We start from the raw sequence: 19,189 nt of genomic DNA on the forward strand, positions 1-19,189 counted from the left end.
GCTACAGAGTTGACTGCTCATTAATGAAGCGTTAGGCAACGTATGGGAAAGGGGAAGAAAGCTAAAGAAATCATTAAGAAACGCTTAAACATTGTGAAATTGCGCCGTACGACAGGACATGTCGAATCGAATCCTGTATAGTGAGCTCATCAAAGCTTGCGGACTCAATGACGAAAGGGTGGTTAAAAGTGGATCGACGCATATTAATTGTAGACGATGAGCGGGAAATTGCCGATCTGATCGAAATTTATTTGAAAAACGAAGGGTTCGAGACGGTGAAAGCTTATGACGGCGAACAGGCACTGGATACATTCGCGAAGCACTCGTTCGATCTCGTCATTCTCGATATTATGATGCCCAAGATGGACGGACTTGAAGTATGCAGACGGTTGCGGCAGAATCAAGCCGTGCCGATTCTCATGCTGAGCGCGAAAACGCAGGATATGGACAAAATAATGGGGCTGATGACGGGTGCGGACGATTATATGATCAAACCGTTTAATCCGCTTGAGCTGCTTGCGCGGGTACGCTCCTTGCTGCGCCGTTCGTATCAGTACAATACTCCTCCGGCAGAAGCGCCCGTGTCTGCGCGCGAAGATCGCGAGCTGCGTCTCGGCCCTCTCCGCATCGACAGGCTTAGCCATACGGCGGAGGTGAACGGCAAGGCGCTGCATCTCACGTCTACGGAATTCGGCATCCTATATTTGCTTGCGGGCAACCCGGGGCGCGTCTACAGTGCGGAGGACATTTTCCATCATGTATGGAAAGAGAAGTACTTTGATTCAAACAATACCGTTATGGTGCATATAAGCAAGCTGCGGGATAAGCTCGATAAGGAGCTTGGAGAAAAGCTCATTATTACGGTATGGGGGGTTGGCTACAAAATTGAAGGGTAACATCGCTTGGCGTCTTATGTGGCGCTTGATTTGGCATTTGGCGCTCAGTATAATTCTGGCCGTTATTTCGGTTGCCGCTGCATTAATGGTCGTTGAAACGTTAGTTTCCGGCACGGTATTTCGTTACTACCTGCGTGATATTGTCGATATTTTCGGAATGAGCATACTGACGTATACGGCTGGCATTATTTTATTTTTTGTTTATTTTTTCATATTGCAATGGCTGCAGTATCGTTACCTGATAACAATTAATGATACGGTGGGCCGGATCGCAAACGGCCAACTCGACTTTGATTACCAAATGGAAGTGAATGCGCGCTCGCCCTTTGGACTAATGGCTGGCAATCTGAACCGTATGGCTGGCAGACTCGATCAAGCGCTTTTGGAGGAACGAAGGGCTGAGCAGGCCAAGAACGAATTGATCACGAATGTATCGCATGATCTTCGGACGCCGCTCACTTCCATTCTCGGGTATTTGGGATTGATCGAGCAGGATCGATATCGGGATGAGGTGGAGCTTCGCCATTATGTGCAGATTGCCTATGACAAGTCGCAGCGGCTTAATGTGCTCATCAACGATTTATTYGATTATACGCGTATGAGGCATGATTCCGTGGCGATCCAGCGTATAAGCTTCAATCTGATCGAAGTGCTTGGTCAGTTGCTTGTCCAGTATCATATGCCGCTGCAGGAAGCGGGAATGGAAGGGCGCCTGCATACGGTTGAAAAATCGATGATCGTTAGCGGAGACCCGATCATGCTCGTGCGCGTATTCGAAAATTTAATCGCTAATGCGATGGCATACGGCAAGGAAGGCAAGCTGGTGGAGCTGCGCGTTCAGCGCGACGCTTCGGGGGCGAAGGCCACTGTAGAAGTCATCAACTACGGCGAGCCCATCTCCGCACTTGATCTGCCGCATATATTCGAACGATTCTACCGCGCGGATAAGTCGCGTACCGAGTGGGCCGGAGGCTCGGGGCTTGGGCTTGCGATTTCGAAGAGTATCGTCGAGAAGCATGGAGGGTATATTGATGCGGTAAGCGACGCGAGCCGGACGGCATTCCGGGTAACCTTGCCGGTTGTTAAGGAATAGTGAGGCCATTTTAAGGTTTTCTTATGATTTATTTACGTTCTCCTTAAACTGCGGCTTCTATAATGAAGCCAAGCATGAAGGAGAGGGGTATGAATCATAATGAGACAACAAGCAGGACAAACGAATCGGAATCCTAACGGCGGCGGATTTAAGGTAAGGGTCATTGGAGTCGCGGTTGTTGCTATAGCGTGTTTTTATTTGATTAACGTTTGGCATGGAAAGACTGGCGCGGCTGCGCCACATGTTGAGGCGAAGGCTGCGATCATGATGGATGCGGGCACTGGTGAGGTGTTGTTCGAGAAAAACGCGGACGTAGCGCTTCCGCCGGCCAGCATGTCGAAAATGATGACGGAGCTGATCGTGCTCGATCTCGTTAATGAAGGCGCGCTGAACTGGAACGAAGTCGTAACGACGAGCCGGTATGCGGCAGGCGTACCGGGCTCCCAGGTTGGCTTTAACGCCGGTGAGAACTTCACGGTACGGGAATTGTTCGAGGCGCTGACCGTTCATTCGGCTAACGATGCCGCAGTCGCCATTGCCGAGTATGTGGCGGGGAGCGAGCCTAAGTTCGTTGCCTTGATGAATAGCCGAGCAGAGCGAATCGGAATGTCCGAGCAGGCAGTATTCGCGAATGCGACAGGACTGAATCGCAACGACCTGACGCCTTTCGCTGAATCCGCTTCGGATGGCGATACAATGCTTACTGCTTCCGATATTGCGCTGCTCGCTGGACATCTGTTGAACAAATATCCGGAAGTGCTTGAAGTGACGAGCCGAAGCAGCATTAAGCTTGCGACCTCTGGACAACGACTTGCCTCTACGAATCAGATGCTGGCAGATATGCCGTTCGCCTATCCGGGCAACGACGGTCTAAAGACGGGTTATACGCCTGAGGCCGGTTATTGCTTCACAGGTACGGCTAAGCAGGACGGACGTAGGCTGATCACCGTCGTCATGGGGTCGGCAACATCGGAATCGCGGTTCGAGGAGACACAGCAGTTGTTCAAGCTTGGCTTCCACGGGCAGAACGGTGGACTGCTCACTGCTGTTCAGAATAGTCTCGGACTAATGGGAGAGACGATCATTGGCTTTGGCCGTTAGATGATTGTTTGGTTATCTATATATAGATGGATGTGTAGTCCAGTTGCTGGCATTTATGCGGCGGCTGGATTTTTTTTGCATGCTGGAGATTGACAAGCATAAGCTTTCTATTAAATAAGGTCGCTTCTCGCATTTCTAGAGAAAAACCGTTCTCTATGGAAATACATGTATGTCGATGTCATAAAATCTAACATCAATTATTTACTTCCATTGTGGGGGTGTCTATAATGGAAACATTAGGAGAAAAAGAAGAGGTGGAACGATGCAGTTAACCGAACGCGAGAAAGAAAAGCTGCTCATCACAGTTGCGGCGGATCTGGCTAGACGCAGAATGAATCGCGGCGTGAAGCTGAATTATCCGGAAAGCGTCGCTCTTATTACCTCTGAAATCATGGAGGGCGCTAGAGATGGTTTAACGGTAGCGCAGCTTATGGAATACGGGACGACTATACTGAAGCGCGATCAGGTCATGATTGGTATTCCGGAGATGATCCATGAAGTGCAGGTCGAGGCGACGTTTCCGGACGGTACGAAGCTGGTAACCATTCATCATCCGATAAGCGGCTGACAGGACATTATTGTGAAGGGGGCATGGCTTTGATACCAGGACAATATCGGACGGCTGCTGGAGAGATTGAGCTTAACGCAGGCCGCAGAAGAGCGCAGCTAATCGTCGTGAATACGGGCGATCGCCCTGTGCAGGTTGGCTCTCATTATCATTTTTTTGAAGTGAATCGCGCATTGACCTTTAATCGGGAACAAGCTTTCGGCATGCGTTTGGACATTGCCGCAGGCACAGCGGTACGTTTCGAGCCTGGCGAGGAGAAACCGATCACGCTCGTGGAGCTAGGCGGTTCGAAGCTCGCATACGGACTAAACGGCTTAAGCCGCGGCAAGGCGGAGATGGGCCAAATGCCGGATGACGTTCGGGAGCGGCTCGCCGCTTGGGAAGGGGGACAAGCATGAGCAGAATGGATCGTCAAAGCTATGCTGCTATGTTCGGCCCAACGACAGGCGATGCGGTCAGACTGGCGGATACAGAGCTGTGGGCGCAGATTGAGAAGGATTACACCTTTTACGGGGATGAATGCAAATTCGGCGGCGGCAAAGTCATTCGTGACGGGATGGGTCAGTCCAGCGGTGCATTGAGGGATGAAGGCGTGCTCGATACGCTTATTACGAATGCTGTCATCATTGATCATTGGGGCATTGTGAAGGCGGATATCGGCATTAAGGACGGCTTGATCGTAGGCGTCGGCAAAGCGGGAAATCCGGATATTATGGACGGCGTAACGCCGAACTTAATAGTCGGCGCAAGCACGGAGGTCATCGCCGGCGAAGGCAAAATCGTTACCGCGGGCGGCATCGACTCTCATATTCATTTTATATGTCCGCAGCAGATCGAGACGGCATTATCGTCCGGCGTGACGACGATGATCGGCGGCGGGACAGGTCCGGCTACCGGGACGAATGCGACAACCGTAACGCCAGGAGCCTGGCATATGAGCCGGATGCTGGAGGCGGCAGAGCATTTCGCGATGAATATCGGTTTCACGGGCAAAGGCAACGCCTCGTTCACCGCTCCGCTCATTGAGCAGATCGAAGCTGGTGCGATTGGGCTAAAGCTGCATGAGGATTGGGGAACAACTCCGGCAGCCATCGATGCTTGCTTGCAAGCTGCCGATCAATACGATGTGCAAGTCGCGATTCATACCGACACGCTTAATGAAGCGGGGTTCGTTGAAGATACGCTGGCGGCCATCGGCGGCAGAACCATACATACGTACCATACGGAAGGAGCTGGCGGCGGCCATGCGCCGGATATTATCGTCGCTGCAGGCGAGCTTAACGTATTGCCGTCATCGACGAATCCGACCCGCCCGTTCACGATCAATACGATCGAGGAGCATCTCGATATGCTCATGGTCTGCCATCATCTGGACAGCAGCATACCTGAGGATGTCGCTTTTGCCGATTCGCGGATTCGGCCGGAGACGATAGCGGCGGAAGATATTTTGCATGACATGGGCGTGTTCAGCATGATCAGCTCTGATTCCCAGGCGATGGGCCGAGTCGGCGAAGTCGTCATCCGTACCTGGCAGACTGCTGACAAAATGAAGCAGCAGCGCGGTCCGCTCGCTCCAGACACGGAGGACGGCGATAACTTCCGCATTAAGCGGTACATTGCCAAATATACGATCAATCCAGCGATTACGCATGGGATCTCGCATATTGTCGGTTCGATCGAGCCGGGCAAGTTCGCCGATCTCGCCATCTGGCAGCCGATGTTTTTCGGGGTTAAGCCCGACCTAGTACTGAAGGGCGGCATGATTGCCTATGCGCAGATGGGCGATCCCAATGCTTCGATACCGACGCCTCAGCCGGTATTCGGCCGGCCGATGTTCGGCAGCTTCGGCAAGGCGGTTCAGAGCAGCTCGATTACATTCGTGTCGCAAGCGGCCTTTGACCGTGGGATAGCAGAGAAGCTTGGGCTTCAGAAGCGGATCGAACCGGTAAAGGGCTGCCGTTCGGTGACGAAGAAGAACATGATCCATAATGATGCGACACCGACGCTGAAGGTCGATCCGGAAACGTATCATGTGACGGTCGACGGGGAGCATGTCACCTGCGAGCCCGCTGAAGTGCTGCCGATGGCTCAGCGTTACTTCTTATTTTGAGAGGAAGGGGGTAGCCGGTTGAACGACAATGTACGATGGCTCGCCATGCAGCAATTGCTTGATTCCGCGCTGCCGATCGGCGGATTCTCCCATTCCTTCGGTCTGGAGACACTCGTGCAGGAGGGAAGGTTGACGTCATCCACCGCGCTATACAACTATGCAAGTACGATGCTGCTCCAGAGCTGGGCGACGTCGGATGCGATGGTTATCAAAGCGGTATACCGAGATGCGCGGGCTGAAAGCTGGGAATCGCTATGGGCGGTCGAACGGCTTGCGCATGTGCAGCGAGTATCGTCTGAGACACGCGGCGGTGTAGAGAAGATGGGGCGGCGGTTGTTGCAGCTCGCTTCTGCGATTCATCCGCAGCTCGATTGGCTTCCGCTTCAATCAGCGTTGAAAGAAGGCCGATGTTTCGCGACTCATCCGTTAGTTCACGGCTATGCATGCTGGCAGCTCGGATTGTCCGAGGAGCGCGCGATTCAAGGCTATTTCTACACTTGTATTGTCACATGCATCAACAGCGCGCTTCGGCTAATGTCGATTGGTCAGACAGAAGGCCAATCTCTCATTGCGAGATTGACTCCGTTAACGGAAGACGCACTCGCAGTTGCCGCTCGCTTGCAGCCTGAGGAAGCTTACTCGAATATGCCGATGGCGGAGCTTGCCATGATCCGGCATGAACGTTTGTACTCGCGGTTATTTATGTCATAGGCTTTGCGAAAATCCAATATAGCAGCTAATTAGGCTCCAAATATGTGTTCTATCCTGCAAAAATCCAATATAGCGGATAGTTGTGGTTTTCATTCTATATAGTTGGCTTGAGAAAGAATCTAAAACAAAAACGGAGGAATGAATATGTGCCAAGKACAAGGACATACACATCAGGAATGGGAAAGCCCGATTATAGATGCTTCAAGACCGATACGCATCGGCATTGGCGGTCCGGTAGGCTCAGGCAAGACGGCGCTTGTTGAACGATTGACGAGAGAGCTGCATGAAAAATACAGCTTGGCTGTCATTACGAACGATATTTATACGAAAGAGGATGCGCGTATTCTGTTCAATACCGGCGTTCTTCCCGAAGAACGGATTATTGGCGTGGAGACGGGCGGCTGCCCGCATACGGCGATTCGCGAAGACGCTTCGATGAACTTCGAGGCTATTGAGGAGCTGGAGCGCCGTTTCCAGCCGCTTGAGCTGATCTTCATTGAGAGCGGCGGCGACAATCTGGCGGCTGCCTTCAGTCCGGAGCTGGTTGATCGGTTCATCTACATTATCGACGTAGCGCAAGGGGAGAAAATTCCGCGTAAAGGCGGTCCGGGCATTATGCGCTCCGACCTGCTAGTCATTAATAAGATCGACCTGGCGCCTTATGTCGGCGCTAGCCTTGAGGTGATGGAGGCTGATTCGCTGCGGATGAGAGGCACGCGCCCATTCGTATTTTCCAATATGCACGGCGGCGATGGCGTTGATGAGATTGTAAGCTGGCTGGAGCATGAGATTGCCCATGCGCGCGGCCATGCCCACTCCCATACGATCCAACTGGACAGCACTCCGCCAAGCCATCGCCATTCAGCTTCCTAATGAAGCAAGAACATTATGCGGCTGACGATGTCAGCATAGAGCAAGAGCAGCTCAGCATTGCATCAGGCATCGGCATGCCCCTTAGAATATCGGAGCTTCGCGCGGTCTTCGCTGTTGGCGTTGGACAGACGTATGTTGCAAGCAAATATCATACGGCACCGATTAAAATCGCCAAAGCATTTCCGATCGACGGACAGCTCGCAGTCATCGTTATGGATGTATCGCCCGGGCTGCTGAACGGCGACCGTTATGCGATGGATTGGATTTGCGAGGCTGGCGCGCATGTGATGATTACTAATCAATCCTATATGAAGGTCCATCCGAGCATGCCCGGCTGCGGTTCGTCGATGCTTCAAACCTTTGAGCTTGCCGACAACGCAATTGTCGAGAATATGCCTGAGCCGGTTATGCTCTTCAAAAATGCATCGTTCGCGAATGAGTCGATCGTGCACCTTCGTCCCGGCGCCGTATGGATGCAAGCCGACGTCCTTTGTCCAGGGCGGACGCTGCGGGGCGAAAGCTTTGACTACGTCGGCTACCGTAATTCGTTAACGGTGTACTATGAGGATGAACTTATATTCGCGCAGCGTCAACGGATCGAACCGAAGCAGCAGCGGCTTGAAGATGCAGGCTGCATGGCCGAGATGACGCATTTGGCGACGTTTTATTTGTTCTCCGATCGAATTTCATCCGCCCATCTGGAGCTGCTGCAAAATAAGTTGGATGAATACAGCGGGAATGAGTCTTCCGCCCGTCACAGCATAATAGCAGGAGTGTCGCGAACGCATAGGCACGGAATTGCCGTTACAGCGGCATCTACGGCAGCGTGGCCGTTGCAGGGGCTCATGCGCGAAATATGGCAGACATGCAGAGAAGGGTTGCTCGGTAAGCAGCCGCTTCGTTTCATGCAAGGGTAGCGCTGGTGACTGAAGCAGCTTAAATGCTGTCCCTTAAGGTTGTTTTTCGCCTTTAGGGACGGCTTTCTTTTTTTTAGTCAGGATTGACGCCGCAAGCTTTAAAAACTTATACTTCTCTAAAAGTAAGCCATTTACGACGATTAGGGGAGATGGCAGGTTTGAACGAGAATAATCATGACAAATTAAGTTTAATGCGGCAACTCGACGAGTCGTTTCGCCTCGTTCGAAGACAAATTAATATGGAATGGAATAGCTACAACGTACATGGATTAGGCATCACGCATGGCAGAATGCTCGTTATTCTTGGGCAATGCGGTGCTCTTAAGGCTTCATCGCTGGCTGAACAGCTTGGGATTACGAGCGGCGGAGTAACCGGTATTGCGGATCGGCTGATTGAGCTTGGCTACATCGAGCGCGAGCGGGGCGAGCAGGATCGGCGCGTCGTCATGCTTAAGATTACGGATGAAGGCAAAAAGATGGTTGAATTAATCGACCAAGTTCGCGATAAAATGATGATTAGGCTGTTCGACGGCATGACGTTAGAGGATATGCAACAGAGCTTGCGTATCTTTCAAATTATGGAGAAGAATATGGAGAAAACGAAGTCTAAGGCCTAGGATGCGATACGGTTGACCTATAGAAAATGTTCTTATCGCATGAAAGCGTATGATTTTGTTACAAATCGATGTATTATTCGACATTTATCACCGTTCGGCCCCGAAATGATGTAGAATAGAGAAGAAATTTGTCGAATTATTAGGATTGACAAATTCCGATAATACAACTAGGATTAAGAGGAATTAGACATCAATTATTTAGGGGAGATTAGGATGAAGAAAACAATCGTACTGGCTCTAGCATTGATTCTGATGGTAGGCTTAGTCGCTGCTTGCGGCGGTAACAAAAACAATAATGCAGGCAACACAACAAATAACGGCGCTGCTGAGGGCAAGAACGATGGCGATAAGAAAGACGCAAAGAAAATTGCGCTCGTATTGCCTGAGAAAATCGGCGTTAACAAGTTTTTCGTATTGATGGATGAAGGCTTCAAAAAAGCGGGCGAGGAATTCGGCGCGGAAGTGAAAACGATCGAGTCGACTGACCCTGCCGGATTCGAGCAAAACCTTCGCGCAACGGTTGCCGAAGATTATGATCTGATTATCACGGCTACGTTCCAAGCAGAAGACGCTCTGAAAAAGGTAGCAACTGAAAATCCGGACAAGCCGTTCGCGATTATCGATACAGTCGTAGACCTTCCTAACGTGCGCGGCGTTAACTTCCGTGAGCACGAGGCTGCTTACTTGATGGGCGCCCTAGCTGGCCTGTCCACAAAAACAAACACTGTAGGCGCTATTGTAGCAATGGATGCACCGTTGCTTGGCAAATACACTTCCGGCTTCGACCAAGGGCTTAAAAGCGTGAACCCGGATGCGCAGTTCCTCGTGAACTACGTAGGCAGCTTCGCTGATCCAGCGAAAGCGAAAGAACTTGCTTTGCTTCAATTCGACAAAGGCGCTGATTACATCGCAGGTATGGCTGCAGTTGGCGACAACGGCGTATTCGAAGCAGCTAAGGAAAAAGGCTTCTTCACTTCCGGTCAAGATACAGACCGTACGGACGAAGATCCTGCGCATGTCGTTCTGTCCCAGTTGAAAGGTACGGACGCGGTTGCTTACGAAACAGTAAAAGCATTCGTAGAAGGAACCTTCGCTTACGGCGCAGCCGACTACGGTTTGAAAGAAGGCGGCGTAGGTCTCACTTACGTAACGAAAGAAACAGCAACTCCGCTTAACAGCTTCATCAGCCAAGAAAATGTCGACAAAGTAAAAGCAATTGCCGAAGACATTATTTCTGGTAAAATCGTAGTTGAGAACCCGCTTACGAAATAATAGCTAATGTCGGCTGCTGACCAGCAGCCGGCTAGTTATCTCCTTCAATAGAACCTACCTCTGCAGCAAATAGAGGCGGTTCTTTTGTTGTGATTAGAGAAGAAAGGAGCTGAACGCCTTAATGCTGCTGCAAATGGACAATATTACAAAATCGTATGGAAGCGTCACGGCCAATAGCGGCGTAAGCTTCAACCTGCAGAAAGGCGAGATCCATGCCCTAATTGGCGAGAACGGCGCCGGCAAAACGACGCTGATGCGTATTTTGTACGGAATGGAGAGCCCGACAAGCGGTGAAATTAGGTTGAACGGGCAAGCCGTTTCATTTGACAGCCCTGCGGCTGCAATCGCGAATAAGATCGGCATGGTTCATCAGCATTTCATGCTTTTCCCCTCGTTCACCATTGCTGAGAACATTGTAATCGGACGAGAGCCGTCGAAGGTCGTAGGCTTCGATCGCAAAACGGCGATTGCCGATGTCGATGCGCTGAGCAAGCGTTACGGGATGCCCGTCGATCCTACGCAAAAGGTGGAGGAGTGCTCGCTGGGCGTTCAGCAGCGCGTCGAAATATTGAAGGTGCTGCATCAAGGCGCGGAAATCATTATTTTGGACGAGCCGACCGGCGTGCTGACTCCGCTTGAGGTTAAGGAGCTATTAATTGCGATTAAGGAGCTTGCCCGTACAGGTAAGAGCTTCATTATTATTAGCCACAAGCTGCAAGAAATTATTGAAGTTGCCGACCGCATTACGGTTCTCCGCGACGGTAAAGTAACCGGTTCGATGAGAGCGGCGGATACGAATGAGGACGAGCTATCGCGTCTCATGGTTGGACGTGAATTAGTACAGTTAACGCGCAACGAGGCAACTCCAGGCAGGCCGGTATTGGAGGCTCAGAACATCTCGATCCGCGGCTCAAGGACGAAACCGACGCTTGATGGGATCAGCTTGCAAGTGAAGGAAGGCGAGATTGTCGGTATTGCCGGGATATCCGGTAACGGACAGTCAGAGCTTATTGGAGCGATCGCCGGTCTCGTGAAGATTGATAGCGGCTCGATTAAGCTGCTCGGACAAGAATCGGCAGGGGCACCGGTTCGCACCATTCGCGAGCGTGGTCTTGCCCATATTCCGGAGGACCGTTACCAATGGGGTGTTGCGAAGGATGCAACCGTAACCGAGAACGGGTTGATGGGGCATGCGAATAAGCTGCAGAAGTACGGCTTGCTGCGCGGAGCATTGATCCGCGATATGGTCGCGGAGTGGGTCAAGCGATTCGGGATAAAGACGGGATCGTTGTCGACGAAAGCGCAATATCTATCGGGCGGCAATCTGCAGAAGCTGATCGTTGCGAGAGAGCTGGCGCAGAATACGCCGTTCTTAATCGCTGCCGAACCGACAAGGGGCGTCGATGTCGGCGCAATGGAAATCATTCATGGCGAACTATTGAAGAAACGCGATGAGGGCGGCGCCATATTGCTCGTTTCCTCGGAGCTTACTGAAATATTGAAGCTCTCGGATCGGATCCTTGTTATGTTCGAGGGACGTATTGTCGGGGAGCTTGAAACGCATTCGGCTACGGAAGAGCAGATTAGTTTATTAATGGCGGGAGGGAAGCGGCATGGAAAAGCTGAAACAACTTAGTAGCGGGATGCTCCAGCCGCTCCTGGCGATCATTGTCGGATTGGCAGCTGGTGCCATTGCGATTGCCGTTGTCGGCGGCAACGTGCTTGAGACTTACGGCGAGATGTGGAAAGGGGCTTTCGGAAGCTTCTTCTTCGTGACGAATACGCTGGCGAGAGCAACACCGATCATACTCATCGGTCTTGGCGTAGCGCTCGCATTCCGAGCCGGATTTTTCAATATGGGCTCTGAAGGACAGATGGTGCTCGGCGCGTTAAGTGCTGCGCTAACCGCCATATATTTGCCCGGTCCGGGCTGGTTGAAGCTGATAGCTGCGCTAATCGCTGGAATTATTTCCGGGGGAATATGGTCTGCGTTCGCGGGCTGGCTGGATGCTAGATTCAGAATGAATTTGCTTATTACGACATTGCTTCTTAATTATATAGCGACCTTGTTCGCCGGTTATATTGTATCTTATCCTCTGAAAGACAAGACGGGTTCAGCAGCTATGGCACAGACGGTCATGATCGAGAACAGCGCTTGGCTGCCGAAGCTGTTCAGCGGCATGAGCTTGCATGCCGGATTCCTATTTGCTTTCGCCGGAGCGCTACTCTTGTACTTCTTCATGAAGTATACGGTGAAGGGCTACGAGATTCGAATGCTTGGCGGCAATCCGTTGTTTGCAGGCTACGGCGGCGTTAATCGCGGCAAACTAATGATGTTCAGTATGTTCGTGAGCGGCGGCTTCGCGGGACTGGCCGGTTCCGTCGAAGTGCTGGGTACGCAATACCGGTATATTGACGGCGCTTTAACGACGCCAAGCTACGCATGGTCGGGCATTATGGCGACGCTGCTCGCAGGCTCTAATCCGATAGGCACGGCAGTCGCTGCTATCCTATTGGCCGCGCTTCAGACAGGCGGCATGGGCATGGAGCGGAATACCGAAGTGCCGCTGGAAGTATCGAGCATTATACAAGCGGTGCTCATCTTGTTCGTATCCGCGAAATTTACGTATTCCTTCATTAAACGTAAGAAAGCGAGGGGTGACAATGGAACTGTTTGATGTCTCGCTCTTTGCTTCCATGCTTCGGCTGGTAACGCCGATTCTGCTCGCGGCGCTCGGCGGCGCCATCTGTGCCCGTGTCGGACTGTTCAACGTCGGTCTCGAAGGATTGATGCTGACAGGAGCATTCTCGGCTATCGTCGGCAACTACTATACTGGCAATGTGTGGCTAGCCGTCCTTTTCGCGGTATTGTGCACGGTGATCTTCTCGATGCTGTTCGCGTATATGAGCATACATCTGAAGGCGAATGCAATCGTTGTCGGTATCTCTCTTAACTTCCTGGCAGCCGGATTAACGACTTTCCTGTTGCGTGTTATATTTGATGTGAAAGGCGCTTATTATAACAAGGATATGGTGGGCTTGCCAAAATGGGATATTCCATTACTGCGCGATATTCCATGGCTCGGCGATGTGTTGTCTGGCCATACGCCGCTCGTATACTTATCGATCATACTCGTTATCGCGCTTCAGCTGTTCTTCTTCAAGACGGTTACAGGCTTCCGCTTGCTGGCATCCGGCGAAAATCCGACTGCCGCGAGAAGTCTCGGCATTAAGGTTACGCGCATTCAGTATGGAGCGGTGCTGCTGTGCGGCGTGCTCTGCGGTCTTGCCGGAGCTCAGCTGTCGCTCGGCAACGTGACGATGTTCACGGAAGGAATGACGGCGGGCAGGGGATTCATCGCGCTCGTCGCGACGATGCTTGGTCAGTCGAATCCGCTAGGCGTAGCGGCGTCCAGCTTGCTGTTCGGTCTTATGGATGCGCTCAGCTTGAGATTGCAGGGCTTCTCGCTGCCGACCCATTTTACGATGATGCTGCCTTATGTGGTAACGATTGTGGCTATGCTCATATTCAAAGACAAAAGCTATATGCAGGAAGCGCGCAAGGCGAACGAAAGCTCGCGATAAGGCGGGCTTACCTGCAAGACAGAGGAGGTACGGTATATGCATAATAAAGCAGAACGACTGAAGAAGGTGAAGACGGTCAAGCAGGCCGCCGTCGCGCCAGAGATTGCGCATCGCGTGCCGCCGGGCCAGACCGTTACGGAACGATTCCCGATTCTGCATGAAGGCGACGTGCCTGAATACGATCTAAGCACATGGTCGCTTCGTGTATTCGGCGAGGTCGAAGAGGAGCGCAGCTTCAGCTTTGACGATCTGCTCGCGTTGCCGCAAACGTCGCAGGTGAACGATATTCATTGCGTGACGCGTTGGTCCAAGCTCGATACGGAGTGGGAAGGCGTGCGATTCATCGATTTGCTGCCGCTGCTCGGCGTGAAGCCGGAGGCGAAGTACGTGATGATTCATGCAGACGAAGACTACGATACGAACTTGCCGCTTGAAGACATGATGCGTGAGGACGTGTTGCTTGCTCATCGCTTCGATGGCGAGCCGTTAACGGACAAGCATGGCTGGCCGATGAGGCTTCTCGTGCCTCACTTGTATTTCTGGAAAAGCGCCAAGTGGATTCGCGGTATCGAGTTTATGAAGGAAGATCGTCCTGGCTTCTGGGAACGCAACGGCTTCCACAATTATGCTGATCCATTCCTCGAGCAGCGCTTCACTAGTGAAGAGAACGAAATGCCCGAGGATGAGTGGATGAAGAAGGAGTTTGATTAAATCATGTCTACTATGTTGCCTATATTGCAAGTAAATCCGGAAGACTTGCCGGAGTACGCGATCGTATGCGGCGATCCTCGCCGCGCGGAGCTTATATCGCGCAAGCTGACGAATGCGAAGGAGCTGGCGTTCGCGCGCGAATATCGTACGTTCGTTGGTGAATACGAAGGTGTTGCTTTGGCCGTTGTCAGCCATGGCGTCGGTTCTCCGGGCGCAGCCGTATGCTTCGAGGAGCTGATCCGCGGCGGCGTGAAGACGTTGATCCGCGTTGGTACGGCGGGCTCGTATTCGGCTGACCATCCGGCGGGAAGCTTGATTGTCAGCACGGCTGCCGTGCGTGCGGAAGGACTTACGCATCAGCTCGTACCTGACGGCTTCCCAGCCGTTGCCGACAGCGACATCGTTGCGGCGCTATACGAATCTGCGTTGGAGAGCGAAGGCATCGTGAAGAAAGGCATTACGGTAACATTGGATGTGTTCTTCTCCGGCGTCGTCGATGTTCCGCACAAGCAATACAAAGCCGCAGGCGTGCTCGCGGTAGAGATGGAGATTGCGGCATTGTATGTGGTTGCATCTTTGCGCGGCGCAAGAGCGGGCGCGATCCTTGCCTTGGACGGCTACGCCGACTCCGATCTGGCGGGCGAATACGATCCGCACACCGATGTTGTCGCGAAAGCGGTCGAGCGCGAGATGGATACGGCGCTTAAGGCGATCGTGAAGCTGGCTTCTGCTTAGCAGAAGGCAATTAACACACTTGGTCGAATAACTGGAGAAACTCCCTCTATTTCAGAAGAATGATTCGAATTCTGAGGAATAGCTGGAATTTCTCCAGTTATTTTTGCTTGGTAGGCTCTTTTGGAGCGGATGTATAGGAATTAACGGGAGTTTCTCCTGTTGTTTTTGAATTAAGCTAGGCAAGCCTGAAATTAACGGGAGAAATTCCCTTTATTGTTCAGGATACGGTTACTATGCACACGGACTTTTGCGGCTATGTCATTCTTTCGACAGGTTTGATATGCTAGGGGGACTAGGGAAGACAGGGGGAAACGGTTGTGAGCGGCGCGCTATTCAAGTCGGACTGGCTGGATCAAAATGTTCATCCGCATGTATATGCCTATTACTTTAAGGAGTGGTCGAACTATACGATGAACGATCATAGGCATGATTCGATCGAGATCATGTATGTCATATCGGGTCAGTGCCGAATTGAGCTCGCGGCTACAGCACGCCGTCCGGAGCGTTCCTTCTCGCTGAAGAAAAACGAGTTCATCATTCTAGACGCGAACGAGCCGCATCGGCTCATCGTGGACGAACGCGGCCCATGCCGAATGCTGAACGTGGAATTCGATATGCGCGAGAAGGAAACGGCGTTTCCTTCGATCYGGCAGCTTGCCTCCGAGGATGAGGATGTGAACCTCTTGGTTGCGCAGCCATCGTCTTATTTGGTGCTGCGCGATACGAATGATCYATATCCCGTGCTAAAAAATCTCGTTCTCGAGCTCGACAATCGGGAGAAGTCCAGCCGCGTGCGGACGCAGTTGCTTTTTGCCCAATTGATTATGACGATTGCACGTATCTATAGCGACGATCTGAAGCAGGGTGCGAATGCGGCGGATCTCTATGTGAAGCAGGCTACGGAGTACATGCATCATCATTATGATCAGGATATACAGGTGAAGGACATTGCAGCCGCAGTCAATCTGCACCCCGGCTACCTACATCGTCTATTCACGGCGAATACGGGCAAGACGATTACGGTGTACTTGACGGAGCTGCGGATGGAGAAGGCGAAGATGCTGCTGCGTCAGACCGACATTGCTATAGCCGATATATGCGATTATGTGGGAGCGCAGAGCCGACAATACTTTCATGCGATGTTCAAGAAGTATACGAATCAGACGCCAATTGCTTACCGCAACTCGTTCAATACACATAACATGGACGGTTGGAGAAAACCTGAAGGATTAGGAAAGTGACGATTTCTGACAGGTTGCCGCTTAGGTAGTCACAATATTGATAACGCTTCCGATTCATCGTTGCTACAATGAAGTTGAGCTTGAACAACGATAGTTCATTTTGAATCGGAGGGAAAACATATGTCATCATTCAAAATCGCTTTTATCGGAGCCGGCAGCATCGGCTTCACGAGAGGTTTGCTGCGAGACCTGCTTGCTGTGCCGGAATTTCAAAGCATTGACGTCGCTTTTACCGATATTAACGCACATAATCTGGGCATGGTAACGGAGCTGTGCCAGCGCGACATTAACGAGAACGGTTTATCGATTCAAATTCAATCGACGACGGATCGACGGGAAGCGCTTAAGGATGCGAAATATATTATTTGTACCATTCGCGTCGGGGGACTTGAAGCTTTCGCTACGGATGTGGACATCCCGCTGAAGTATGGCGTCGATCAATGCGTGGGTGATACGCTGAGCGCTGGCGGCATTATGTACGGCCAACGCGGCATCGCCGAAATGCTCAATATATGCCGGGATATCCGCGAGGTTGCCGCTTCTGATGCGCTGCTGCTGAATTATGCGAACCCGATGGCAATGATGACGTGGGCTTGCAATAAATATGGAGGCGTACGTACGATTGGCCTGTGCCACGGCGTACAGGGCGGCCACTGGCAGATAGCTGAAGCATTCGGACTGAAGCAAGAAGAAGTCGACATTATTTGCGCGGGCATCAACCACCAAACGTGGTATATCCAAATCAAACATAATGGCGAGGATCTGACTGGCAAGCTGCTTGAGGCGTTCGAAGCGCATCCGGATTTCAGCCGCACGGAGAAGGTTCGCATTGATATGCTGCGCCGCTTCGGCTATTACAGTACCGAATCGAACGGACATTTGAGCGAATATGTGCCTTGGTATCGGAAGCGTCCAGAGGAAATCATGGATTGGATTGATCTCGGTTCATGGATTAACGGCGAGACTGGCGGTTACCTGCGCGTATGCACGGAAGGGCGCAATTGGTTCGAGACCGACTTTCCGAACTGGATGAAGGATCCGGCAAATGAATTCAAGAGCGAGCTTCGCAGTCATGAGCATGGCTCATATATTATTGAGGGGCTCGAGACAGGCCGAGTCTATCGCGGACACTTCAATGTCGAGAATAAGGGCGTCATTGCGAACTTGCCTAATGATGCGATTATTGAAGCTCCTGGTTACGTTGACCGCAACGGCATCTCGATGCCGACAGTCGGCGATCTGCCGCTAGGTCCGGCAGCCGTATGCAATGTGAGCATATCGGTACAGCGTTTGGCTGTTGAAGCAGCTGTTCATGGCGACGATATGCTGCTGCGCCAAGCGTTCATGATGGATCCGCTTGTCGGAGCCGTGTGCAATCCGAAGGAAATTTGGCAAATGGTCGATGAAATGCTGGTGGCGCAGGAGCAATGGCTGCCGCAATATACGGATTCTATCGCTGCCGCGAAGAAGCGTCTGGCGGAAGGTCCATTGCTGCCGACGAAGGATTATGCAGGTGCGGCTCGCTTGAAGGTGAAGACGGTCGAGGAAATGCAGCAGGATCGTGATGCGGCGAACAAAAACGCCGGCGAGTCCGATAAAGGCAAAGAGCGCGCCAGCGTCTAGCACGCTCCAGTCCCTTACTAGCCCAAACGAGGCGCGTATTGCAGCTCAATGGGGAAGAGTACGGCATTGTCCGGACTCCATTTGGGCGGACCGTATTTCTTAATATAACCGAGCTTGTTCAGATCGCTTGCTGCGGATTGCTCTCTGTCCATCTCACGGAACAGCTCCCAGCAGGCGATTACGTCGTTCAGGGCACGATGCCCGCCGATGAGCGGAATGCCGTATTTGTTGCACATATCCTTGAGCGTATGCGGATAGTGATGGCGCATACGGCTCATCGTCAGCGTATCGATAAACGAGTTGCGGAACGAACGGCCGGCGATGCGCATTAGCGAATGGTGAAGGAAGCCGAGGTCGAACAGCGCATTATGGGCAATCAGCACATTGTCGCCGATCATTCGGTTCAGGATGCGGAACGCCGTATCCTCGTCCATGCCCCCGGCGGCCATCTTGTCCGTGATGCCCGTCAGCTCAGTAATCTTCGGCGACAACTTGCCGTCGAACGTAACGAGCGTGCTGAATTCGCTGGCGATCTCGCCGCCCACGCAACGGATAGCAGCGATCTCGATAACGCGATCCTTAGCCGGATCAAGTCCGCTCGTTTCAAAGTCGATAACCGTATAGTTAAGAGCATTATTCATTGCTTGAATCACCACATTTTCATCATATAATAAGTTCGGAAGGTTAACCTGCTACGATAAAATATTCGACAACGTTCGTTAGATCCCTTTCAAAACAAACAAAAAAACGCCTCATTCCGCTCAAGGAGAGCTGAAGAATGAGGCGTTCATTATTTCTCGTATGGATGCTTAGTGGTTGTTGCCGGATGCGTTTCCTTTTTTGTCGGACGATTTCGTTGTCGTGTTTTTGGCGCCATGGCCTTGCTGTTTGGACATGTCTGTTCACCTCCTATCGATGGGATCAGGTTAGTATGCGATGGGATTATAGCAGGCTATACTTCAAAGCTGGGCCGTTTCATCGAAGTTTGCGGTTTTCAAGCAGGGAATGGGCGTTTAATTAGAAGAACAACCGAATAAGAAGGAGGAAACAGGTTGCTGCGTTGCGATTATCCGACGATAACCTGCTTTTTCACGAAGAGAGCGCTTTCGCAGGGCGATGCCGACCCACAGTCCTAT

Annotated in this window: 19 protein-coding genes; 18 read left to right on the top strand and 1 reads right to left on the bottom strand. The window is 51.9% G+C overall.

The annotated features are described in order from the left end of the window. Nucleotides 1-167: 167 nt before the first annotated feature. The 18 genes from AB4Z33_RS05610 (at nucleotide 168) to AB4Z33_RS05695 (ending at nucleotide 18,053) form a co-directional block, all read left to right on the top strand. Nucleotides 168-896 (top strand): response regulator transcription factor, encoded by a 729-nt coding sequence (locus AB4Z33_RS05610; protein ID WP_442048971.1) that lies wholly within the window; start codon nucleotides 168-170, stop codon nucleotides 894-896. Beyond that, complete coding sequence (locus AB4Z33_RS05615; RefSeq protein ID WP_442048972.1) at nucleotides 886-1,989, top strand: sensor histidine kinase; 1,104 nt, start codon at nucleotides 886-888, stop codon at nucleotides 1,987-1,989. The genes AB4Z33_RS05610 and AB4Z33_RS05615 overlap by 11 nt, the downstream gene beginning before the upstream one ends. Before the next feature lie 99 nt (nucleotides 1,990-2,088). Further along, on the top strand, nucleotides 2,089-3,090 hold the full coding sequence (locus AB4Z33_RS05620) for a D-alanyl-D-alanine carboxypeptidase family protein (protein ID WP_442048973.1): 1,002 nt from the start codon (nucleotides 2,089-2,091) through the stop codon (nucleotides 3,088-3,090). Between the two features lie 262 nt (nucleotides 3,091-3,352). Continuing rightward, entirely contained in the window at nucleotides 3,353-3,658 is a 306-nt protein-coding gene (locus AB4Z33_RS05625) for an urease subunit gamma (protein WP_442048974.1), read from the top strand. A 29-nt stretch (nucleotides 3,659-3,687) separates the two neighbouring features. Continuing rightward, nucleotides 3,688-4,056: an urease subunit beta gene (locus AB4Z33_RS05630; RefSeq protein ID WP_442048975.1), complete on the top strand. Its 369-nt coding sequence runs from the start codon at nucleotides 3,688-3,690 to the stop codon at nucleotides 4,054-4,056. Beyond that, nucleotides 4,053-5,768 (top strand): urease subunit alpha, encoded by a 1,716-nt coding sequence (gene ureC, locus AB4Z33_RS05635; protein WP_442048976.1) that lies wholly within the window; start codon nucleotides 4,053-4,055, stop codon nucleotides 5,766-5,768. Before AB4Z33_RS05630 ends, ureC begins: the two co-directional genes overlap by 4 nt. Nucleotides 5,769-5,786: 18 nt before the next feature. Continuing rightward, the gene (locus tag AB4Z33_RS05640) at nucleotides 5,787-6,479 is read left to right on the top strand and encodes an urease accessory protein UreF (RefSeq protein ID WP_442048977.1); all 693 of its coding nucleotides are present in this window, start codon (nucleotides 5,787-5,789) and stop codon (nucleotides 6,477-6,479) included. Nucleotides 6,480-6,623: 144 nt separating this feature from the next. Further along, on the top strand, nucleotides 6,624-7,352 hold the full coding sequence (gene ureG / locus AB4Z33_RS05645; protein ID WP_442048978.1) for an urease accessory protein UreG: 729 nt from the start codon (nucleotides 6,624-6,626) through the stop codon (nucleotides 7,350-7,352). Then, a complete protein-coding gene (locus AB4Z33_RS05650; protein ID WP_442048979.1) occupies nucleotides 7,352-8,269 on the top strand; it encodes an urease accessory protein UreD in 918 nt (305 codons plus the stop codon). The genes ureG and AB4Z33_RS05650 overlap by 1 nt, the downstream gene beginning before the upstream one ends. Before the next feature lie 158 nt (nucleotides 8,270-8,427). After that, nucleotides 8,428-8,886, top strand: coding sequence for a MarR family winged helix-turn-helix transcriptional regulator (locus AB4Z33_RS05655; RefSeq protein ID WP_442048980.1), 459 nt, complete (start codon nucleotides 8,428-8,430; stop codon nucleotides 8,884-8,886). Between the two features lie 213 nt (nucleotides 8,887-9,099). Continuing rightward, nucleotides 9,100-10,158: a BMP family lipoprotein gene (locus AB4Z33_RS05660; protein ID WP_442048981.1), complete on the top strand. Its 1,059-nt coding sequence runs from the start codon at nucleotides 9,100-9,102 to the stop codon at nucleotides 10,156-10,158. Nucleotides 10,159-10,279: 121 nt separating this feature from the next. Continuing rightward, a complete protein-coding gene (locus tag AB4Z33_RS05665) occupies nucleotides 10,280-11,794 on the top strand; it encodes an ABC transporter ATP-binding protein (RefSeq protein WP_442048982.1) in 1,515 nt (504 codons plus the stop codon). After that, nucleotides 11,772-12,836 carry an ABC transporter permease gene (locus AB4Z33_RS05670; protein WP_337099441.1) on the top strand — a complete coding sequence of 355 codons (1,065 nt, stop codon included), beginning with the start codon at nucleotides 11,772-11,774 and terminating at the stop codon, nucleotides 12,834-12,836. The genes AB4Z33_RS05665 and AB4Z33_RS05670 overlap by 23 nt, the downstream gene beginning before the upstream one ends. Next, nucleotides 12,823-13,743 (top strand): ABC transporter permease, encoded by a 921-nt coding sequence (locus AB4Z33_RS05675; RefSeq protein ID WP_442048983.1) that lies wholly within the window; start codon nucleotides 12,823-12,825, stop codon nucleotides 13,741-13,743. Before AB4Z33_RS05670 ends, AB4Z33_RS05675 begins: the two co-directional genes overlap by 14 nt. Before the next feature lie 36 nt (nucleotides 13,744-13,779). After that, nucleotides 13,780-14,454: a sulfite oxidase-like oxidoreductase gene (locus AB4Z33_RS05680; protein ID WP_442048984.1), complete on the top strand. Its 675-nt coding sequence runs from the start codon at nucleotides 13,780-13,782 to the stop codon at nucleotides 14,452-14,454. 3 nt (nucleotides 14,455-14,457) lie between these two features. Continuing rightward, nucleotides 14,458-15,189, top strand: a complete 732-nt coding sequence (locus AB4Z33_RS05685; protein WP_442048985.1) for a nucleoside phosphorylase — start codon at nucleotides 14,458-14,460, stop codon at nucleotides 15,187-15,189. A gap of 317 nt (nucleotides 15,190-15,506) precedes the next feature. After that, on the top strand, nucleotides 15,507-16,430 hold the full coding sequence (locus AB4Z33_RS05690; RefSeq protein WP_442048986.1) for an AraC family transcriptional regulator: 924 nt from the start codon (nucleotides 15,507-15,509) through the stop codon (nucleotides 16,428-16,430). A 120-nt stretch (nucleotides 16,431-16,550) separates the two neighbouring features. Continuing rightward, nucleotides 16,551-18,053: an alpha-glucosidase/alpha-galactosidase gene (locus tag AB4Z33_RS05695; protein WP_442048987.1), complete on the top strand. Its 1,503-nt coding sequence runs from the start codon at nucleotides 16,551-16,553 to the stop codon at nucleotides 18,051-18,053. A 17-nt stretch (nucleotides 18,054-18,070) separates the two neighbouring features. Here the strand turns inward: AB4Z33_RS05695 and AB4Z33_RS05700 are convergent, their stop codons facing one another. Further along, nucleotides 18,071-18,694, bottom strand: a complete 624-nt coding sequence (locus AB4Z33_RS05700) for a 3'-5' exonuclease (protein ID WP_442048988.1) — start codon at nucleotides 18,692-18,694, stop codon at nucleotides 18,071-18,073. Nucleotides 18,695-19,189 lie beyond the last annotated feature (495 nt).

Source organism: Paenibacillus sp. 2TAB19, assembly GCF_052115185.1.
In the GTDB taxonomy this organism is placed as follows: domain Bacteria; phylum Bacillota; class Bacilli; order Paenibacillales; family Paenibacillaceae; genus Pristimantibacillus.

What these genes read in the sequence shown, in the direction of transcription:
- AB4Z33_RS05695 (WP_442048987.1), top strand. Translation starts at nt 16,551, where the DNA reads ATGTCATCATTCAAAATCGCTTTTATCGGAGCCGGCAGCATCGGCTTC.
- AB4Z33_RS05680 (WP_442048984.1), top strand. Translation starts at nt 13,780, where the DNA reads ATGCATAATAAAGCAGAACGACTGAAGAAGGTGAAGACGGTCAAGCAG.
- AB4Z33_RS05665 (WP_442048982.1), top strand. Translation starts at nt 10,280, where the DNA reads ATGCTGCTGCAAATGGACAATATTACAAAATCGTATGGAAGCGTCACG.
- AB4Z33_RS05660 (WP_442048981.1), top strand. Translation starts at nt 9,100, where the DNA reads ATGAAGAAAACAATCGTACTGGCTCTAGCATTGATTCTGATGGTAGGC.
- AB4Z33_RS05650 (WP_442048979.1), top strand. Translation starts at nt 7,352, where the DNA reads ATGAAGCAAGAACATTATGCGGCTGACGATGTCAGCATAGAGCAAGAG.
- AB4Z33_RS05625 (WP_442048974.1), top strand. Translation starts at nt 3,353, where the DNA reads ATGCAGTTAACCGAACGCGAGAAAGAAAAGCTGCTCATCACAGTTGCG.
- ureC (WP_442048976.1), top strand. Translation starts at nt 4,053, where the DNA reads ATGAGCAGAATGGATCGTCAAAGCTATGCTGCTATGTTCGGCCCAACG.
- AB4Z33_RS05675 (WP_442048983.1), top strand. Translation starts at nt 12,823, where the DNA reads ATGGAACTGTTTGATGTCTCGCTCTTTGCTTCCATGCTTCGGCTGGTA.
- AB4Z33_RS05685 (WP_442048985.1), top strand. Translation starts at nt 14,458, where the DNA reads ATGTCTACTATGTTGCCTATATTGCAAGTAAATCCGGAAGACTTGCCG.
- AB4Z33_RS05670 (WP_337099441.1), top strand. Translation starts at nt 11,772, where the DNA reads ATGGAAAAGCTGAAACAACTTAGTAGCGGGATGCTCCAGCCGCTCCTG.
- AB4Z33_RS05620 (WP_442048973.1), top strand. Translation starts at nt 2,089, where the DNA reads ATGAGACAACAAGCAGGACAAACGAATCGGAATCCTAACGGCGGCGGA.
- AB4Z33_RS05610 (WP_442048971.1), top strand. Translation starts at nt 168, where the DNA reads ATGACGAAAGGGTGGTTAAAAGTGGATCGACGCATATTAATTGTAGAC.
- AB4Z33_RS05700 (WP_442048988.1), bottom strand. Translation starts at nt 18,694, where the DNA reads ATGAATAATGCTCTTAACTATACGGTTATCGACTTTGAAACGAGCGGA.